At 73.2% G+C, this 17259-nt stretch carries 17 protein-coding genes; 13 read left to right on the top strand and 4 right to left on the bottom strand.

All coding sequences use genetic code 11. The features are described from left to right. Positions 1-32: 32 nt before the first annotated feature. The 10 genes from ACZ6ZI_RS19165 to ACZ6ZI_RS19120 all read left to right on the top strand — a co-directional run bounded on the left by ACZ6ZI_RS19165 (position 33) and on the right by ACZ6ZI_RS19120 (position 9314). Positions 33-974, top strand: a complete 942-nt coding sequence (locus ACZ6ZI_RS19165) for an FKBP-type peptidyl-prolyl cis-trans isomerase (protein ID WP_363061125.1) — start codon at positions 33-35, stop codon at positions 972-974. A 40-nt stretch (positions 975-1014) separates the two neighbouring features. Next, positions 1015-1392, top strand: coding sequence for an FKBP-type peptidyl-prolyl cis-trans isomerase (locus ACZ6ZI_RS19160; protein WP_363061123.1), 378 nt, complete (start codon positions 1015-1017; stop codon positions 1390-1392). A gap of 128 nt (positions 1393-1520) precedes the next feature. Further along, positions 1521-2477: a helix-turn-helix transcriptional regulator gene (locus ACZ6ZI_RS19155; RefSeq protein ID WP_363061121.1), complete on the top strand. Its 957-nt coding sequence runs from the start codon at positions 1521-1523 to the stop codon at positions 2475-2477. A gap of 43 nt (positions 2478-2520) precedes the next feature. Further along, positions 2521-3489, top strand: a complete 969-nt coding sequence (locus ACZ6ZI_RS19150) for a helix-turn-helix transcriptional regulator (protein ID WP_363061119.1) — start codon at positions 2521-2523, stop codon at positions 3487-3489. A gap of 32 nt (positions 3490-3521) precedes the next feature. Then, positions 3522-3740, top strand: a complete 219-nt coding sequence (locus ACZ6ZI_RS19145; protein ID WP_469522099.1) for a hypothetical protein — start codon at positions 3522-3524, stop codon at positions 3738-3740. 24 nt (positions 3741-3764) lie between these two features. After that, entirely contained in the window at positions 3765-3965 is a 201-nt protein-coding gene (locus tag ACZ6ZI_RS19140; protein ID WP_363061115.1) for a hypothetical protein, read from the top strand. 199 nt (positions 3966-4164) lie between these two features. Continuing rightward, positions 4165-4461 (top strand): Sec-independent protein translocase subunit TatA, encoded by a 297-nt coding sequence (gene tatA / locus ACZ6ZI_RS19135; RefSeq protein WP_363061113.1) that lies wholly within the window; start codon positions 4165-4167, stop codon positions 4459-4461. A gap of 56 nt (positions 4462-4517) precedes the next feature. Further along, positions 4518-5483: a twin-arginine translocase subunit TatC gene (tatC, locus tag ACZ6ZI_RS19130; protein WP_469522095.1), complete on the top strand. Its 966-nt coding sequence runs from the start codon at positions 4518-4520 to the stop codon at positions 5481-5483. Between the two features lie 174 nt (positions 5484-5657). Beyond that, positions 5658-8510: a DEAD/DEAH box helicase gene (locus ACZ6ZI_RS19125; RefSeq protein ID WP_363061109.1), complete on the top strand. Its 2853-nt coding sequence runs from the start codon at positions 5658-5660 to the stop codon at positions 8508-8510. Positions 8511-8600: 90 nt separating this feature from the next. After that, on the top strand, positions 8601-9314 hold the full coding sequence (locus ACZ6ZI_RS19120; RefSeq protein ID WP_469522091.1) for a TetR/AcrR family transcriptional regulator: 714 nt from the start codon (positions 8601-8603) through the stop codon (positions 9312-9314). On the opposite strand, the gene ACZ6ZI_RS19115 is transcribed toward ACZ6ZI_RS19120, so the two are convergent. From ACZ6ZI_RS19115 to ACZ6ZI_RS19105, 3 genes are all read right to left on the bottom strand, one after another. Then, a complete protein-coding gene (locus ACZ6ZI_RS19115; protein ID WP_469522088.1) occupies positions 9250-10227 on the bottom strand; it encodes a pseudouridine synthase in 978 nt (325 codons plus the stop codon). The two genes, ACZ6ZI_RS19120 and ACZ6ZI_RS19115, sit on opposite strands and share 65 nt — an antisense overlap. 88 nt (positions 10228-10315) lie before the next feature. Then, a complete protein-coding gene (locus tag ACZ6ZI_RS19110) occupies positions 10316-11164 on the bottom strand; it encodes a siderophore-interacting protein (protein WP_469522086.1) in 849 nt (282 codons plus the stop codon). A 48-nt stretch (positions 11165-11212) separates the two neighbouring features. Beyond that, positions 11213-12118 carry a 5'-3' exonuclease gene (locus ACZ6ZI_RS19105; RefSeq protein WP_469522440.1) on the bottom strand — a complete coding sequence of 302 codons (906 nt, stop codon included), beginning with the start codon at positions 12116-12118 and terminating at the stop codon, positions 11213-11215. 285 nt (positions 12119-12403) lie between these two features. On the opposite strand from ACZ6ZI_RS19105, the gene ACZ6ZI_RS19100 reads away from it, so the two are divergent. The 3 genes from ACZ6ZI_RS19100 to ACZ6ZI_RS19090 all read left to right on the top strand — a co-directional run bounded on the left by ACZ6ZI_RS19100 (position 12404) and on the right by ACZ6ZI_RS19090 (position 15924). Next, positions 12404-14422, top strand: a complete 2019-nt coding sequence (locus ACZ6ZI_RS19100; protein WP_469522084.1) for a Dyp-type peroxidase — start codon at positions 12404-12406, stop codon at positions 14420-14422. Positions 14423-14600: 178 nt separating this feature from the next. Beyond that, positions 14601-15194: a helix-turn-helix domain-containing protein gene (locus tag ACZ6ZI_RS19095; protein WP_469522438.1), complete on the top strand. Its 594-nt coding sequence runs from the start codon at positions 14601-14603 to the stop codon at positions 15192-15194. Positions 15195-15198: 4 nt separating this feature from the next. Continuing rightward, positions 15199-15924 (top strand): helical backbone metal receptor, encoded by a 726-nt coding sequence (locus ACZ6ZI_RS19090; RefSeq protein WP_469522081.1) that lies wholly within the window; start codon positions 15199-15201, stop codon positions 15922-15924. Positions 15925-16095: 171 nt separating this feature from the next. Here ACZ6ZI_RS19090 and ACZ6ZI_RS19085 read toward each other — a convergent pair whose 3' ends face one another. Next, positions 16096-17229 (bottom strand): TDT family transporter, encoded by a 1134-nt coding sequence (locus tag ACZ6ZI_RS19085; RefSeq protein WP_469522079.1) that lies wholly within the window; start codon positions 17227-17229, stop codon positions 16096-16098. Between the last annotated feature and the right edge of the window lie 30 nt (positions 17230-17259).

Here is a 17259-nt window from a genome sequence, read left to right as displayed (position 1 = left end):
GACCGTCTTGCCGTCTGAGATCTGAGGAACACGTGCGCCGACTTGCCGGCCTGATTGTCGTCCCCCTTCTGCTGCTGTCCACGGCGGCGTGCGGTGACGACAGCGGCTCCGACTCCGCCCAGATGAAGAACGGGGTGCCCGCGATCACGAAGGGCGCCAAGTTCGGGGAGACCCCGACCCTGTCGCAGGGCAAGGGCGAGCCTCCCAAGGAACTGAAGGTGGAGGTCATCAGCGAGGGCAGCGGCCCGGTGCTGAAGAAGGGCGACGTCGCCCAGGTCAACTACTCGGGTCAGGTGTGGGACGGCAAGGAGCCGTTCGACGCCAGCTTCGGACGGGGCAAGACCTTCGACGTGACGATCGGCGCGGGCGCCGTCATCAAGGGGTGGGACCAGGGCCTGGAGGGCCAGAAGGTCGGCAGCCGCCTGGAGCTGGTGATCCCGCCGGAGCTGGGTTACGGAGCGCAGGGTTCCGGCGACAAGATCAAGCCGAACGCGACGCTGGTGTTCGTCGTCGACATCGTCAAGGGTGCCACCATCCCGGCCTCGGCCAAGGGCAAGGAGGTCCCGCAGGACGACAAGGCGCTGCCGAAGGTCGGCACCAACACGGACGGCAAGGAGGTCTCCGTCGAGGTTCCGAAGGACACGGCGGCGCCGACCAAGCTGGTCTCGAACTACGTGATCGAGGGCGACGGCCCGGTGATCAAGGACACCGACAACGTCGTGGTCAAGTTCAACGGCAAGACGTGGAAGGACGACAAGACCTTCGAGAGCACGTACGCCACCGACACGACGGTGACCTGGCCGATGGCGGAGCTGTCGGTGAAGGGCCTCAAGGAGGGCATGCTCGGCAAGAAGGCCGGCAGCCGGATCCTGCTGGTCATCCCGCCGGACCAGGGCTTCGGGGACAAGGAGCAGGGCACGATCCCGGCGAACTCCACGCTGGTCTTCAGCCTCGACATCCTCACGGTGATGTAAGACTGTCCCGGTTGTCCCATCAGTTTTGAGGAGCAGTTCCGTGAGCGACAAGCTCGAGAAGCCCGAGATCGACTTCCCCGAGGGTCCGGTCCCCACCGACCTGGTCATCGAGGACATCTGGGTGGGTGACGGCGCCGAGGCCAAGGCCGGTGCCATGGTCTCCGTCCACTACGTGGGTGTCGCGTTCTCCACCGGCGAGGAGTTCGACGCCTCCTGGAACCGCGGCTCCGCGCTGCAGTTCCCGCTCGGTGCCGGCCGCGTCATCGCGGGCTGGGACCAGGGCATCCAGGGCATGAAGGTCGGCGGCCGTCGCAAGCTGACGATCCCGGCCCACCTCGCCTACGGCGACCGCGGCGCGGGCGGCGCGATCGCCCCGGGCGAGACGCTGATCTTCGTCTGTGACCTGATGGCCGCCTGATCCAGGGCCGCCGTGCGTCGAGGGCCCCCGCCGTGAGGCGGGGGCCCTCGCTTTTGTCGGGGACCGCGGGGGCGGTACGGTCAACGGTCAACGAGCGTGTGCGTCGAGAAGCGGGGGGAATGGCGTCGATGGCGATTGCCAAGGCCGAGCGGCTGATGAATCTGGCGCTGTGTCTGTTGGGGACCCGTCGTCCCCTCAGCAAGCGCGAGCTGCGCGGATCCATCGAGGCCTACATGGAAGCCGGCAACGACGAGTCCTTCAACCGCATGTTCGAGCGGGACAAGGACGATCTGCGGGAGCTCGGTCTGGTGATCGAGACCGTGGAGAACCTGGAGGGCGAGACCGGCTACCTGGCGCGCCGGGACAGCAACCGGCTGCCGCCGGTCTCCCTGGACGCGGAGGAGGCCGCCGCCCTGGGGCTGGCGGCCAAGGTGTGGCAGCAGGCCCGGCTGGCGGGCGCGGCCAGCGGCGCCCTGCAGAAGCTGCGGGCCGGCGGGATGCCGGAGGCCGGGGACCCCTACGAGGGCCAGCACAGCGCCATCGAGCCGCGCATCCCCGTCCACGAGGCGGCGTTCGAGCCCCTCATGCTGGCCTGCCGCGACCGCCGGCCCGTGGTCTTCGACTACCGCCGCTCCAACGCGGCCCGCCCCGAGACCCGACAGGTCGAGCCGTGGGCGCTGGAGTGCTGGCGCGGCCACTGGTACCTGGCGGGCTACGACCGCGACCGCGGGGCGGAGCGGGTGTTCCGCCTCTCGCGGATCACCGGCAAGGTCCGCTCCCGGGCGGGCCGCTACACGGCCGAGGTGCCGGACGTGGTGACCGTACGGGAGACCGTGGCGAGCTGGGCCGGGGAGGGCGCGCAGCGCTCGGCGCTGATCCGGCTGCGGGCCGGGGCCGGGTACCCGCTGCGGGCCAAGGCCACGACCGTGCGCGAGGGCGTCGACGGCTGGGACGAGCTGGAGATCCCCTACGGGCACGGGCTCGACGCCTGGCTCGTGGAGTTCGGCCCGGACGTGGTGGTGGTGGAGCCCGCCGACCTGCGCTCCGACGTGGTGGACCGGCTGCGCGCCGTCGCGCAGGGCTGACCGGAACAACAACAGCGACGCCCCGAGGGGGAGACGTACCAGCATGGCCGCCAACGCCATCGACCAGACCCGCCGCATGCTGTCCCTGGTGACCTACCTGCGCGAGCGCCCCGGTGCGCACGTCGCCGACGTCGCCCGGGCCTTCGGGATCAGCGAGGACGAGCTGATCTCGGACCTCGACGTGCTGCCCATGTGCGGCACCAGCTTCCGCGGCGGGGACCTGCTCGACATCGACACCGACGGGGAGCGCATCTGGTGGCGCAACCCCGACGCCTCGGGGGAGTCCACCGCCGAACCGCTGCGCCTGGCCGCCGACGAGGCGACGGCGCTGCTGGTGGCCGCCCGCGCGGTGGCCACCCTGCCGGGGCTGCGCGAGAGCGACCGGGACGCGCTGCTGCGCGCCACCGCCAAGCTGGAGGCGGCCGCCGGCGAGGCGGCCGGGGCCAGCGCCCGGCTCTCGGTGACGTTCGAGTCGGAGGGCGGGGTCTTCGCCGACGTGGACCGGGCCATCGCCGAGCGGCGCCGGCTGTGGCTGCGCTACTACTCCCCGGCGCGCGACGAGCTGACCGAGCGCACCGTCGACCCGATCCGGCTCTTCGCGGTGGGCCACACCTACATGGAGGGGTGGTGCCACCTCTCCGAGGCCCGGCGCACCTTCCGCCTCGACCGGGTCGCGGAGATCCGGCTGCTGGACGAGCGGGCCGAGCCGCCCGCGATCGAGCCCCGCGACCTGTCCGAGGGCCTGGTCCAGCCGGCCGCCGAGGACCCGCAGGTGGTGATCGAGGTCGCGCCCGGCGGACGCTGGGTGGCCGAGTACTACCCGCACGACAGCGCCGAGGAGCTGACCGACGGCGGTCTGCGCATCACCCTGCGCAGCCCGGACCCCGCCTCGCTGCGCCGCCTGGCGCTGCGCCTGGGGCGCGAGGGACGGATCGTGTCCCCGCCGGAGCCGGCCGAGAGCGCGCGGAAGGCCGCTCGAGAGGCACTCGCGGGATACGGGGAACAGATCTAGGGCAGGGAACGGGTCCGGGGAGAGAGGGAGCGATGGCGCACGAGGTCACCTTCAAAGCCGCCTGTCCGCAGTGCAGGGCCCGCTTCGAGCTGGCGGCGAACGCGCTGCGCCTCGTGATCGGTGGCAGCAGACGGAGCACCTTCTACTCCTTCACCTGCCCGCGGTGCGCGGCCGCCGTCCGCAAACCCGCCGGTGAGCGCATCGTGGAGCTGCTGACGGGGGGCGGGGTGAGCACCCTGCGCAGCGTGTGAGGGCGGGCCGGTTAGGCTCCTCCCATGCTGTGGCCGATGCTCGCAATCGCCCTGGGGTTCCTGGGGCTCGCCGTCCTCTCCGTACTGGCCGTACGGGTCTTCCTGGAGGTGCGGCGGCTGTCCGGCCAGGTGGCCGAGGCCAGCCGCCGGATCACCGAGGCCTCGGGGGACCTGGAGCGGGCGGCCGCCGATCTGGCCCGGTCGGGGCGGGCGGCGCGGCCGTAGGATATAGGCCCGTCATGGTCCGTCCATGGAAACTGGCGGCCTCTACCCGTACCGTCAGGAGGCGTGCGCAAGCGCGCGGACCCCAGGGGATTGCCGGGCGTTAACCCTCGGGGGTTACGATCCTTGTCAGGCGTATCGGATCTTTGTCCGTTACGCGAGGCCACCACAACCAGCCGCTTCGGTGAGAAGGAAGACTTACATGATCGGCAATCTGAAGCCCCTTGAGATCCTTCTGATCATCGCTGTCATCGTGCTGCTGTTCGGCGCCAAGAAGCTTCCCGAGATGGCCCGCTCCCTCGGCAAGTCGGCCCGCATCCTCAAGAGCGAGGCCAAGGCGATGAAGAAGGACGGCGAGGCGGAGGACGCCGCGGCGCCCGCTCCGGCCGCCGACCAGGCCGCGCAGCAGCCCGTCGCCCCGCGCACCATCCAGGCCGCTCCCGGTGACGTCACCAGCGCCCGTCCCGTCGGCGAGCCGAACCGCACCACCCAGGGCTGACGGCCGGCGGTCACACCCGTCACACCAGTCATCTGCAACGAGACAAGGGACGTGGGTTGCTCAAGTCTGCCCGCAAGCAGGGGAACAAGGACCAGCAGGCGAAGGACGCCGAAGGGCGCATGCCGCTGGTCGAGCACCTGCGTGAGCTGAGAAACCGCCTGCTGAAGTCGGTCCTGGGGATCATGGTCATCACCGTGGTCGCGGCCTACTTCTACCGGGACATCATCGACTTCCTGCTGGAACCGATGCTGTCGTCCGTCGGGTGCACCAACGGCGCCACGCACCAGCGCAACGGTGCCCCTTGTGCCGAGATGACCACCAACGGGCTCACCGCGCCGTTCTCCATCGCGCTGAAGGTCGGCCTGTCCTCGGGCATCGTGTTCTCCGCCCCGATCTGGCTCTACCAGCTGTGGGCCTTCGCCGCCCCCGGCCTGCACCGCAGCGAGAAGAAGTACGCGCTGAGCTTCGTCGCGATCGGCGCCCCCCTCTTCCTCGCGGGCGCGGTCCTGGCCTACAAGATCCTGCCGCAGACGGCGGAGATCCTCCTCGGCTTCACCCCCGACCACGTCAAGAACCTGCTGCCGGTCGACGACTACCTCGACCTGGTCACGCGCATGGTCGTGGTCTTCGGCATCGCCTTCGAGCTGCCGCTGATGCTGGTCCTGCTGAACTTCACCGGGGTCCTCACGGCCAAGCGCCTCGGCAGCTGGTGGCGCGCCATGGTGCTCGGCATCACCGTCTTCGCGGCCTTCGCGACGCCCACCGGCGACCCGCTGACCATGCTGACGCTGGCCTCCCCAATCGTGGCCCTGTACTTCATCGCCCTCGGGATCTGCCTCCTCAACGACCGGCGGCGCCGGCGCAACAACCCCGACGCCGACCTCGACGACAACGAGGCCTCCGAGGTGGACCTCACCCCGGCACCCGTCGGCGCGCCCGACGCGGCCCCCTCCGCCTCCAGCCTGCCCGAGCAGGCCGACGGCGGACGGCGACAGATCAACGGTTACGACGACGCCACCTGACCGGTGACGCCCGGGGGGACGGCCGCCGAGCCGTCTTCCGCGTCGAACGCACCGCCGAAGCGGCCGGGGCGCGCACACCGCGCGACCGGCCGCTTCCGCGTTCCCGGCGCGCCCGGGCTGATCGTTTAAATGCCCGCGACTGTTGTCGGAGGCGGCGGGTAGGCTCGACGCAAGATGACCGAAGAACTCTCCCCCGCCGAGCGGTACGCCGCTGCCCGGATCCGCGCCGCCGAAGAGGCCACCGCCCTGGCCCCCTTCCGCGAGATGTACGAATTCGACCTGGACCCGTACCAGATCGAGGCCTGCAAGGCACTGGAGGCCGGCAAGGGCGTCCTCGTCGCCGCCCCGACCGGCTCGGGCAAGACCATCGTCGGCGAGTTCGCCGTGCACCTCGCCCTGCAACAGGGCCGCAAGTGCTTCTACACGACACCCATCAAGGCCCTGTCGAACCAGAAGTACGCGGACCTCGTCAAGCGCTACGGCGCGGACCGCGTGGGCCTGCTGACCGGCGACAACAGCGTCAACGGCGACGCCCCGGTGGTCGTGATGACCACCGAGGTCCTGCGCAACATGCTCTACGCGGGCTCCCAGGCGCTCGGCGGCCTCGGCTACGTGGTCATGGACGAGGTGCACTACCTCTCCGACCGCTTCCGCGGCGCCGTCTGGGAGGAAGTGATCATCCACCTCCCCGAGTCCGTCACCCTCGTCTCGCTGTCCGCGACCGTCTCCAACGCCGAGGAGTTCGGCGACTGGCTCGACACCGTGCGCGGCGACACCGAGGTGATCGTCTCCGAGGAGCGGCCCGTACCGCTGTGGCAGCACGTCATGGCGGGCCGGCGGATCTACGACCTCTTCGAGGAGGAGTCCGACCACGGCGGCCGCGGCTCCGCCCGCCGCGAGGTCAACCCCGACCTGCTGCGCATGGCCCGCGAGGAGAACAGCCGCGGCTACAGCCCCAAGGACCGGCGGCGCGGCAAGATGGTCCGCGAGGCCGACCGCGAGCGCGAACGCCGCTCCCGCAGCCGCGTGTGGACCCCCGCCCGCCCCGAGGTCATCGCCCGTCTGGAGGGCGACGACCTGCTCCCGGCCATCAACTTCATCTTCAGCCGGGCCGGTTGCGAGGCCGCCGTCCAGCAGTGCCTGTACGCGGGCCTGCGCCTGAACGACGACGCCGCCCGCCTGAAGGTCCGCGAGATCGTCGAGGAACGCACCGCCTCCATCCCCGCCGAGGACCTGCACGTCCTCGGCTACTACGAATGGCTCGAAGGCCTGGAGCGGGGCATCGCCGCGCACCACGCCGGCATGCTGCCCACCTTCAAGGAGGTCGTGGAGGAGCTGTTCGTCCGCGGCCTCGTCAAGGCCGTCTTCGCCACCGAGACCCTCGCCCTGGGCATCAACATGCCCGCGCGCACGGTCATCCTGGAGAAGCTCGTCAAGTGGAACGGCGAGCAGCACGCCGACATCACCCCCGGCGAGTACACGCAGCTCACCGGCCGGGCCGGGCGGCGCGGCATCGACGTCGAGGGCCACGCGGTGGTGCTGTGGCAGCGGGGCATGGACCCGGTGCAGCTCGCCGGACTCGCGGGCACCCGTACGTATCCGCTGCGGTCCAGCTTCAAGCCCTCGTACAACATGGCCGTCAACCTGGTCTCGCAGTTCGGGCGCCACCGCTCCCGCGAGCTCCTGGAGACCTCCTTCGCGCAGTTCCAGGCCGACCGCAGCGTCGTCGGCATCTCCAAGCAGGTCCAGCGCAACGAGGAGGGCCTCGACGGCTACCGGGAGGGCATGACCTGTCACCTCGGGGACTTCGAGGAGTACGCGCGACTGCGCCGCGAGCTGAAGGACCGCGAGAACGACCTGGCCAAGCAGGGCGCCGCCCAGCGTCGGGCGCAGGCCGCCTCGGCGCTGGAGCGGCTCAAGCCGGGCGACGTCATCCACGTGCCCACGGGCAAGTTCGCCGGTCTCGCGCTGGTCCTGGACCCGGGCGTGCCCGCCGGCCGCGTCCACGGCCACCGCGGGTACGAGTACCACGAGGGCCCGCGCCCGCTGGTGCTGACCGCCGAGCGGCAGGTCAAGCGACTCGCCGCGATCGACTTCCCGGTCCCCGTCGAGCCCCTGGACCGGATGCGGATCCCGAAGACGTTCAACGCCCGCTCGCCGCAGTCTCGCCGGGACCTGGCGACCGCGCTGCGCAACAAGGCCGGGCACCTCACCCCCGAGCGGCACCGGCCCGGCCGGGCCGCCGCGGCCGACGACCGCGAGATCGCCCGGCTGCGCACCGCGCTGCGCGCGCACCCCTGCCACGGCTGTGACGAGCGCGAGGACCACGCCCGTTGGGCGGAGCGCTACCACCGGCTGAGGCGCGACACGCAGCAGCTGGAGCGGCGCATCGAGGGCCGCACCAACACCATCGCCCGGACGTTCGACCGGATCCACGCGCTGCTCACCGAGCTGGACTACCTGCGCGAGGACGAGGTCACCGTGCACGGCAAGCGGCTCGCCCGGCTCTACGGGGAGCTGGACCTGCTGGCCTCGGAGTGTCTGCGCGAGGGTGTCTGGGAGGGCCTGAGCCCCGCCGAACTGGCGGCCTGCGTCTCGGCGTTGGTCTTCGAGGCGCGGCAGTCGGACGACGCGGTGGCGCCGAAGGTGCCGAACGGGCCGGCGAAGGCCGCGCTCGGCGAGATGGTCCGCATCTGGGGTCGGCTCGACGCGCTGGAGGAGGAGCACCGCATCAACCAGGCCGAGGGCGTGGGACAGCGGGAGCCGGACCTCGGTTTCGCGTGGGCCGCGTACCAGTGGGCCTCGGACAAGAGCCTCGACGAGGTGTTGCGCGAGGCGGAGATGCCGGCCGGTGACTTCGTGCGCTGGTGCAAGCAGGTCATCGACGTCCTCGGGCAGATCGCGGCGGCGGCGCCGGTGAACACGGCGCCGGCCTCCTCGGGCAGCGGGAGCACGGTGGCGCGCAACGCGCGCAAGGCCGTCGACGCGCTGTTGCGGGGTGTAGTGGCCTACAGTTCGCTCGGATAGGCGGTTTTGGGGCTTCCTCCGAACCGTGGCGTGGCCGGATCTCATCTCTTGCCATGATCCTTCGGGCGTGTCCTGTGCGACGATCGGCGCATGAGTGGGGGAACGGACGAAGGACCGAGACGCGTCGGTCGGCCGCGCGCCGATCGGATGAGGGTGCCGAGCGACCGGCCGCCGCGCGAGGAACTCCTCTGCGCGGCGGCCGAACTGTTCGCGGCCCGGGGATACGCGGCCACCACCACGCGGGAGGTGGCCGAACGGGCCGGGATGCGCCAGGCCACGATGTACCACTACTTCGCCGGCAAGGAGGAGCTCCTCGCCGAGCTGCTGGAGTCCACGGTGGGGCCCTCGTTGGCCCTGTCGCGCCGGCTCCTGGCCGACGCCGGCCGGGCGGCGGCGCTGCGGCTGTGGGAGCTGTGCCGCTTCGACGTGCAACTGCTGTGCGGGGGCCCGTACAACCTGGGCGCCCTCTACCTGCTGCCCGAACTGAGGGGGCCGCGGTTCGGGCGCTTCCACCGGATGCGCGAGGAACTGCGCGACAACTACCGCTCGTTGCTGTACGCCACGGACGTCGGTGACGAACTCGACGGCGACGGGGCCGGGCTGACGCTCCGCAACGACCTGCTCTTCGGCCTGATCGAGGGCGTCAGCCTCGTCCACCGCTCCGATCCGGCCCGGCCGGTGGCCGCCTTCGCGGAGGCGGCCGCCGACGCCGCGCTGCGGATCGCGGGCCTCGCCGGGGTCAGTGGTCGCGCGGCGGTCGGCCCGCCTCCCAGCCCGCCCGGTCCTCCCAGGCCTGGAGGGTGAGACCGGACTCCAGGCGGTGTTCCCCGCCGGTGACCGGGTCGGTGAAGGCCAGGCGCCTGGCCAGCAGTTGGAGGGGGCGGCGGAAGTCCGTCGGGTCGACCTCGCCGGCGACGACCGGGTAGACGGGGTCGCCGAGGATGGGCAGGCCGAGGCCGCTCATGTGCACCCGCAGCTGGTGGGTGCGTCCGGTGTGCGGGGTCAGCCGGTAGCGGCCCAGGCCCTCGCGCACGTCGGCGAGTTCGACCAGGCTCTCGGCGTTCGGTTCGGCGTCCGGGTCCTCGACCACCGCCATCACCCCGCGCACCTTCTCGATGTTGCTGCGGACCAGTCGGGGCAGCTCCACGGCCGGATCGTGCGCGGCGATCGCCTCGTACTCCTTGTGGACGCGGCGCTGCTGGAACAGCAGCTGGTAGGCGCCGCGGTCCTCGGGGCGGATGCTGAACATCACCAGTCCGGCCGTCATCCGGTCGAGGCGGTGCGCCGGACTGAGGGCGGGCAGGTCCAGCTCGCGGCGCAGTCGGGCCAGCGCGGTCTCGGTGACGTGGCTGCCGCGCGGGGTGGTCGCCAGGAAGTGCGGCTTGTCCACCACCAGGAGCCGGTCGTCGCGGTGGACGACGCGGATCGGGAACGGCACCGGGGGCTCGGGCGGCATGTCCCGGTGGAACCAGAGCCAGCCGCCGGGCTCGTAGGGGTCCCCGGCGCCCAGGACCCGGCCGCCGACCCCCAGCACCCGGCCCGCGGCGAGCAGGCGCGCCATGGACTCGGCGCCGCGCGTGCCGGCGTAGCGCTCGGTGAGGTAGGCGCCGAGGACGGGCCAGCGGCCCTCGGGGTCGGGGGGCAGCCGCATGCGGACCGGGTCGATGCCGGACTGCTGGGGCAGGGGTGCGGGCGGGATGTGGGATCTGCGGCTCATCGCAGACCAGGGTAGGCGGCGCGGGGGCGGGACCGGGGTCCCGCCCGTCGGCGTCCGCCGCCCGCGGCGCCCGCGCGGGCGCCGCGGGTCAGGCGGCGGCGGGGGTGCGCAGTTCCTGCTCGGCCTCGACGGTGGCGTTCCAGTCGCGCTTGATCGCGCGCCAGCCCTCGTCGGTCTCGCCGTGGCGCCAGTAGCCCGAGATGGACAGGCGTTCGCGGGTGATGCCGCGGTCCAGGCGCAGGTGGCGGCGGAGCTCCTTGACGAAGCCGGCCTCGCCGTGGACGAAGGCGTGGACGTCGGCGGAGGGGAACACCATCGAGGTGACGGCGGGCAGCAGGGTCGAGCCCACCGGCCGGTCCCCGCGGTGCAGCCACATCGGGGCGATCCCGTCCGGGGTGCTGAGGAGGGGGTGCTCGTCCGCCGGTCCCTCGACCTCGACGATGGCCCGTACGGTCGCGCCGCGCGGCATCCGCTCCATGGCCGCGGCGATGGCCGGCAGGGCGCTCTCGTCGCCGACGAGGAGGTGCCAGCCGGCGAGCGGGTCCGGGGCGTAGGCGCCGCCCGGGCCGAGGAAACGTACCGCCTCACCCGGCTGGACGCGGGCGGCCCACGGTCCGGCGAGGCCCTCGTCGCCGTGGACCACGAAGTCGAGGGTCAGCTCCCGGCGGGTCGGGTCCCAGGCGCGGACCGTGTACGCGCGCTGGCGCGGCCACTCCTCGCGGCGGTGGGTCGCGCGGATCACGTCCAGGTCCCAGGGCTCCGCGTAGCGCACGCCCTCGGGGGCGAACAGGAGTTTCACGTAGTGGTCGGTGTACACGCCCGCACCGAAGTCGGCCAGCCCGTCACCGCCCAGCACGACCCGGACCATGTGCGGCGTGAGCCGCTCGGTACGTACGACGACGGCGGTGCCGACAGAGCGGGCGCGTCCTTCAGCCACGGTGACTCCCCTGAACTTAGCAAGCTTAGGATTACCTAAGTTAGCACCTCATGGGCGCAGCGCGCTGCTCAGACGTGCCACGGCTCCTCCCAGACCCCACTGATGGACGAGTGCGTCCACCGCTTCGGGGTGCTTCGGGGCATGGGGGCGCACCGGGTCGAAGGCCGGAACGGGCACGTCGGAGGCGACTCGGACGACCTTGGGGGCCACCGCGAGGTACGCGCGGGATTCGTCGAGCCGCTTGCGCTGGGTGGGGGTCAGCTTCGCCTTCGGGTCGTCGATCGCGGCGACGATCCCCGCGAGGTCCCCGAACGCCTCCAGCAGCTTGGCGGCCGTCTTCTCGCCGATCCCGGGAACCCCCGGCAGGCCGTCGCTCGGGTCGCCGCGCAGCAGCGCGAGGTCCGCGTACCCGGAGCCGTCGACCCCGTACTTCTCCCGGAGCCAGGCCTCGTCGGTCACCTGGAGGGTGCCCACGCCCTTGAGGGGGTACAGCACGCGGCGCCCGAGGGCGTCGTCCACCAGCTGGAAGAGGTCGCGGTCGCCGGTGACGATGTCCACCGGTCCGTCGGCGCGGGCCGTGAGGGTGCCGATCACGTCGTCCGCCTCGTAGCCGTCGACCCCCACCCGGGCGATCCCGAAGGCGTCGAGCGCCGCCTCGATGATCGGGACCTGCGGCGTCAGGGTGTCGGGGGTCTCCTCGACGTCGGGCCCGGTCGGCGTCTCCACGGCGACCCGGTGCGCCTTGTAGGAGGGGATCAACTCCACCCGCCAGTGCGGCCGCCAGTCGGCGTCCATGCAGGCCACCAGGTCGTCGGGGCGGTGGTCCTGGACCAACCGTCCGATGAAGTCGAGCAGTCCGCGCACGGCGTTGACGGGCGTGCCGTCGGGGGCCTTCACGGAGTCCGGCACCCCGAAGTAGGCGCGGTAGTAGAGGGAGGCGGTGTCCAGGAGCATCAGGCGTCGTGTCGTCACGGGTCGATGATGCCGCACCGGTCCGACGGCGGATCGTGACGCGGCGTCACTCGGGGCGACGCGGCCGTCACTCCAACAGTTCGTCCGGCGCGCGCGTACGCGATCTTTCGCGGAGGGTGTGGATCACCGGCGGGACGTCCCGCCCGCCCGGTTCCGTACGGCCGTTCCCGTCGTTCGAGCCCCCGTCGTCGTGTGCCGGCGCCGCGCCCCCCTGCGCCCCGGCCCCTTCGGCGTACCCGTCCGCACCCCGACCCAGGAGCCCCCACGATGGATGTCGCCGCCCAGCAATCCGCCCCCGACCGCCGGACCGTGCTCCGGGCCGGGGCCGCCGGGGCGGGCGCCGTCGCGCTCGCGATGTGCCCCCACGCCGCCGCGGCCGCCCCCGCCCCCGCCGCGCCGCCCGCGAGGCCCGCGGCCCCCCGCGCCGACGCGGACGACCTGCCCCTGCGCACCGACCGCACCACCCAGGGCGACATCCTCGCCGGCTCCCGCAAGGACCACGCCTGCCTGCTGCTCCTGCGCTTCACCGACCCCGTCAAGGCCAGGCGTTGGCTCGCGGACCTGCTCCCGCAGCTGTCCACCACCGAGGAGATGGCCCGCTTCAACGCCGCCTTCAGCGCGGCCCGCGTCAAGGCGGGAGGCGTCGATCCCGCCGCCCTCTCCGCCACCTGGACGGGTCTGTCCCTGACCCACCCCGGCCTGCGGTTGTTCGCCGGACGCGAGCCCTTCCCCGCCCTGCCGCCGGGCGGCACCGCCGAGGCCTTCGCCCAGGGCGCGGCCGAACGGGCCGAGGCCCTGGGGGACACCGGTGACAGCGCCCCCGACTCCTGGCTGTTCGGGGCCGGGCAGTCCGAGCGGCCGGGGCGCTCCGCCGCGTCGGGGGGACCGGTCCACGCGGTGCTCAGCCTCTCCGCGGACGAACCCGCCAAGCTCGCCGCCGCCGTCGCCCGCCACCGCGAGGCGCTTGGGCCCGCCTCCGGGACCGTCGTCTTCCGGCAGGACGCCGCCACCCTGACCGGCGCCCTGCGCGGCCACGAACACTTCGGCTTCACCGACGGCATCAGCCAGCCCGGCGTGCGCGGCTTCCACGCGCCCGACGCGGCCACCGGCACCACCGTCGAGGGCAAGCCCGGCACGCGGCTGGTCCCGGCCGGGGAGTTCCTCGTGGGACAGGAGCGGATCGGACAGCGGCCCGCCGGGCTCCCGGCGTGGGCCACGGGCGGCTCCTTCCAGGTCGTCCGGCGCCTCGCGCAGGACGTGCCCGGATGGTGGGAGCAGGTCCGGGCGCGGCTCGTCGAGCTGAAGCGGGCCGGGGCCGCGCCCGCCGAGGCCGGCGACACCTGGCTCGCGGCCCGACTGGTGGGGCGGTGGCCGGGCGGCACCCCCATCGCGGGCTGCCCGCTCGTCGAGAAGCCGGGCCCCCTCGGCAGGGACCCCGACGCCGACCTCACCTACGCCGACGACCCGCAGGGCTGGCACACCCCGCTGTTCGCGCACATCCGCAAGGGCAACCCGCGCGACGGACTGAACCCCGCCCCGGGCCGGCCCCCGGTGGACGCCGCCGAACTCGACAGCCGCCGGATCATCCGCCGCGGCATCCCCTACGGTCCCGCGTACGACCCGAAGGGCGGCGCCCGCTCGGGCGCGGACGTGCCGCGCGGGCTGGTCTTCGTCGGCTACCAGGCCGACCTCGTCCAGCAGTTCGAGTTCGTCGCGAAGCGCTGGATCAACGAGCAGGACTTCCCGGCAGGCCGCAACCCCCGCGTCGGCGCCGACCCGGTGATCGGCCCGGACACCCCGGTCACCTTCGAGAACCCCTCCGACACGGGCAGCCGGGCCGCCACCCTGCGCTTCGGCCGGTTCGTCCGCACCGAGGGTGCCCTCTACGCCTTCACCCCCTCCCTGACGACCCTGCGCGACCTGGCCCGCGGCACCCTCGACGACTCCGTCGAGGTCCACCCCGCCACCGTGCTGCGCGCCGGCGACGTCATCGACGCGGGCGCGGTGCGTCTGGTCCTGGGCGCCGACGGGGACCTCGTCGCCCTCGACCGCGGCGGGGCGAGGACCTGGAGCGCCGGTACCGCCGGATCCGGTCACGACGCCCTGTTCGACCGCGACGGGGAGCTCACCGTGCGCGACGCCTCGGGCGAACGGGTCTGGAGCAGCGGCACCGAGGGGCACCCCGGGGCGAGGTTGCTGGTCAGGCCCGAGGGCGACGTGGTGATCGTCGACGGGGACCGGGTGGTCTGGAGCGCACCCCAGGACCGGCGCGCGCACGCAGGGTGACCGCCGCGCCGCGGAAACCTGCCCGGGTGCGATCGGGTGAGGCCCTTGGGCGCGAATCCGGGGCGGGATGCTGCGTAAGGTGCTTACAGCACATCGACGTGCGACGAGGACAGGGGAGGGCAGCCCCGCCATGAACGAGAAGGACGACAGGAAGATCGCGGAGGACGGCGCCGGCGGCATGGACGGCGGAGACAAGGAGAAGGACTCCAAGGAGCCGCTGCGGGTGGGCGTGGCCGTGCGCAAGCGGCGCCGCGCCCTGCACCTGACCCTGGCCGCGGTGTCGGCCCGCAGCGGCCTGTCCGTGCCCTTCCTGAGTCAGATAGAGAACGAACGGGCCCGCCCCAGCATGCGCTCCCTGGAGCGGGTCGCGGACGCGCTGGAGACCACCGCCGTCGACCTGCTGGCCGCCTCCGACACCGCGCGCACCGTGGACCTCGTACGGGCCGGCGACGATTCGGGGCTCGCGCCGATCAAGGGCGTACGGCCCCTGGTGCGCGGCCACCACCAGCTGCACGCGTTGGAGTTCAGCGGGGACCAGGACGCGGGCCGCGAGTACCAGCACCGCAACGACGAGCTGATGTACGTGGTCTCGGGCGCCTGTCAGGTGGAGGCGGAGGGGCGGGCCTACCGGCTGGAGAGCGGGGACGCGCTGTTCCTCTCCGGCGGGGTGCGCCACCGTTGGAGGGCCGTCAGCGAGGACACCCGGCTGCTGGTCGTCGCCGTCGGCGAGCACATCCACGCCACCTCCGAGCCGCCCGCGCCGGGCCGCTGAGCCGGTGCGCGTCGTCTCGCTGGTCCCGTCCCTGACGGAGGCCGTCGCCGTGTCCGCGCCCGGACGGCTGGTCGGCGTCACCGACTGGTGCACGCACCCGGCCGACCTCGGGGGCGCGGTTCGGATCGGAGGTACGAAGAACCCCGACGTACGGGCGATCGTGGGGCTGCGCCCCGACCTGGTGATCGCCAACGAGGAGGAGAACCGGGCCCCCGACCTCGCGGAGCTGCGCGCGGCCGGGGTGGAGGTGCTGGTCACCGAGGTCCGCACCCTGCCGCAGGCCTGGACCGAGCTGGACCGGGTGCTGGTGGACGCGCTGGGGCTGCGCAGGCCCGCCTGGCTGTCGCGGGCGGAGGCCGCCTGGGACGGCCCGGTGGCTGCCGGCGGTCCGCCGGCGCGCGCCTTCGTCCCCGTCTGGCGGCGGCCCTGGATGGTGCTCGGCCGCGACACCTTCGCGGGGGACCTGCTGGCCCGACTGGGCGTGCGCAACGTCTACGCCGGGCACGCGGAGCGGTACCCGCGGGTACCCGCCGAGGAGCTCGCGGCGAGCGGCTGCGAGCTGGTGGTGCTCCCCGACGAGCCGTACCGCTTCACCGAGGGGGACGGCCCGGAGGCCTTCCCAGGCATCCGGGCCGCGCTGGTGAGCGGTCGTCATCTGACCTGGTACGGGCCCTCCCTGGAGGAGGCCCCGCGGGTGCTGGCGCAGGCGCTGGCGGCGGCGCGCCGCTAGGGCCTGTCGTCACACTCCCGCCTGCCCCGCGACGCCTGGCACGCGCTCTCGCCGTACCGGGCGAAAGACCGAGTACGACCGGTACGCGGGCTTCCGCCCGGCACGCCGAGAGCACGCACCGGACGCCGCGGGGCCGCCCTCCGGGCGACGACAGGAGCGTGACGACAGACCCTAGCGGGGCGCGGCCAGGAGGCGGCCGTCGAACAGGCCGCGCAGGGTGTGCCCGGCGGCGAGCACCCAGGCGGTGACCAGGGCCAGGAACAGGGCCGCGGCCAGCCAGGAGAAGGCGGTGAGCCCGGTGTGCCGGGCCAGGCCCGCGGCGCCGGTGACACAGGTGCCGACGGGGAAGGTCAGGGCCCACCAGGTCATCGCGAATCCCATGCCGGCGCGGGCGGCCCGGACCAGCATCGCCGCGGCCAGGGCCAGCCACAGCAGGGCGAAGCCCATCACGGGGACCCCGTAGACCACCGCGAAGGCGCCCAGGGCGCCGGCGTAGGGGGCCGCGATGGCGCCCCCGGCGACGTCGGCGAGCTGGTTCACGGCGGTGGTGGACTGGCCGAGGGGGCCCAGCACCAGGAACAGGGCGGGGGTCAGCGCCAGGGGCAGGGGGCCGCTGACGATCAGCCGGCCGAAGACCAGGGGGAGCATCAGCAGGGTGGCGAGCAGGCTGACGCCGAACATGGCGTAGCAGGCCAGCAGCAGGGCCTCGCGGGGCTGGCCGGCGGGCAGGTGGGGGACCAGCAGGGGGCCGAGGGCGGCGGAGACCATCGGGGCGACCACGGGCAGCAGCCAGACGGGGGTGGCCTGGGAGGCCTCGACCTTGTGCCGGACCACCATCAGGTAGGGCACCACCACCGCCATCAGCAGGCCGACGGCGGTGCCGGCGGTGAACAGGACGGTGTCGACGGCCACGGCCGCCCGCTCCCCGATCAGGTCCTTTCCGACGATCATGGTGCCGCCGCCGACGGCCAGCAGGGCCATGGACAGGCACCCGTAGAAGGGGGCCACGGCCGGGTCGAGGAGGTGGGCGCGGGCCTGGTCGCGGTGGTGGAGCCAGTGGCCGGCGCGGGCGGTGAGCAGGACGAGGAGGGCCGCGAGGGACAGCGCCCAGAAGACCTGGCAGGCCACGCGCTGTCCCGGGAGCTGGTAGGGGAGACCGGCGCCGGCGTTGGCGATGATCGCCGTGCCCATGACGGACGCGTACCAGTTGGGGCCGAGGTGGCGCAGCGCCGGGAGCTTGTGGGTCCGGGGCGCGGTGCGGGCGGTGCGGGGTGTGGTGCGGGGGTGCACGAGCGTGGTGGCCATGGGTCCAGCCTGCGGCGGGGCCTACCCGGA

Source organism: Streptomyces sp. NPDC103540 (assembly GCF_055584445.1).
This window is presented reverse-complemented; position numbering and strand designations above follow the sequence as displayed.

Excerpts from the sequence above, each read along its gene's own strand:
- ACZ6ZI_RS19155 (WP_363061121.1), top strand. The coding sequence starts at position 1,521 with ATGGCGATTGCCAAGGCCGAGCGGCTGATGAATCTGGCGCTGTGTCTG.
- ACZ6ZI_RS19150 (WP_363061119.1), top strand. The coding sequence starts at position 2,521 with ATGGCCGCCAACGCCATCGACCAGACCCGCCGCATGCTGTCCCTGGTG.
- ACZ6ZI_RS19145 (WP_469522099.1), top strand. The coding sequence starts at position 3,522 with ATGGCGCACGAGGTCACCTTCAAAGCCGCCTGTCCGCAGTGCAGGGCC.
- ACZ6ZI_RS19140 (WP_363061115.1), top strand. The coding sequence starts at position 3,765 with ATGCTGTGGCCGATGCTCGCAATCGCCCTGGGGTTCCTGGGGCTCGCC.
- tatA (WP_363061113.1), top strand. The coding sequence starts at position 4,165 with ATGATCGGCAATCTGAAGCCCCTTGAGATCCTTCTGATCATCGCTGTC.
- ACZ6ZI_RS19125 (WP_363061109.1), top strand. The coding sequence starts at position 5,658 with ATGACCGAAGAACTCTCCCCCGCCGAGCGGTACGCCGCTGCCCGGATC.
- ACZ6ZI_RS19120 (WP_469522091.1), top strand. The coding sequence starts at position 8,601 with ATGAGTGGGGGAACGGACGAAGGACCGAGACGCGTCGGTCGGCCGCGC.
- ACZ6ZI_RS19115 (WP_469522088.1), bottom strand. The coding sequence starts at position 10,227 with ATGAGCCGCAGATCCCACATCCCGCCCGCACCCCTGCCCCAGCAGTCC.
- ACZ6ZI_RS19105 (WP_469522440.1), bottom strand. The coding sequence starts at position 12,118 with ATGCTCCTGGACACCGCCTCCCTCTACTACCGCGCCTACTTCGGGGTG.
- ACZ6ZI_RS19100 (WP_469522084.1), top strand. The coding sequence starts at position 12,404 with ATGGATGTCGCCGCCCAGCAATCCGCCCCCGACCGCCGGACCGTGCTC.
- ACZ6ZI_RS19095 (WP_469522438.1), top strand. The coding sequence starts at position 14,601 with ATGGACGGCGGAGACAAGGAGAAGGACTCCAAGGAGCCGCTGCGGGTG.
- ACZ6ZI_RS19085 (WP_469522079.1), bottom strand. The coding sequence starts at position 17,229 with ATGGCCACCACGCTCGTGCACCCCCGCACCACACCCCGCACCGCCCGC.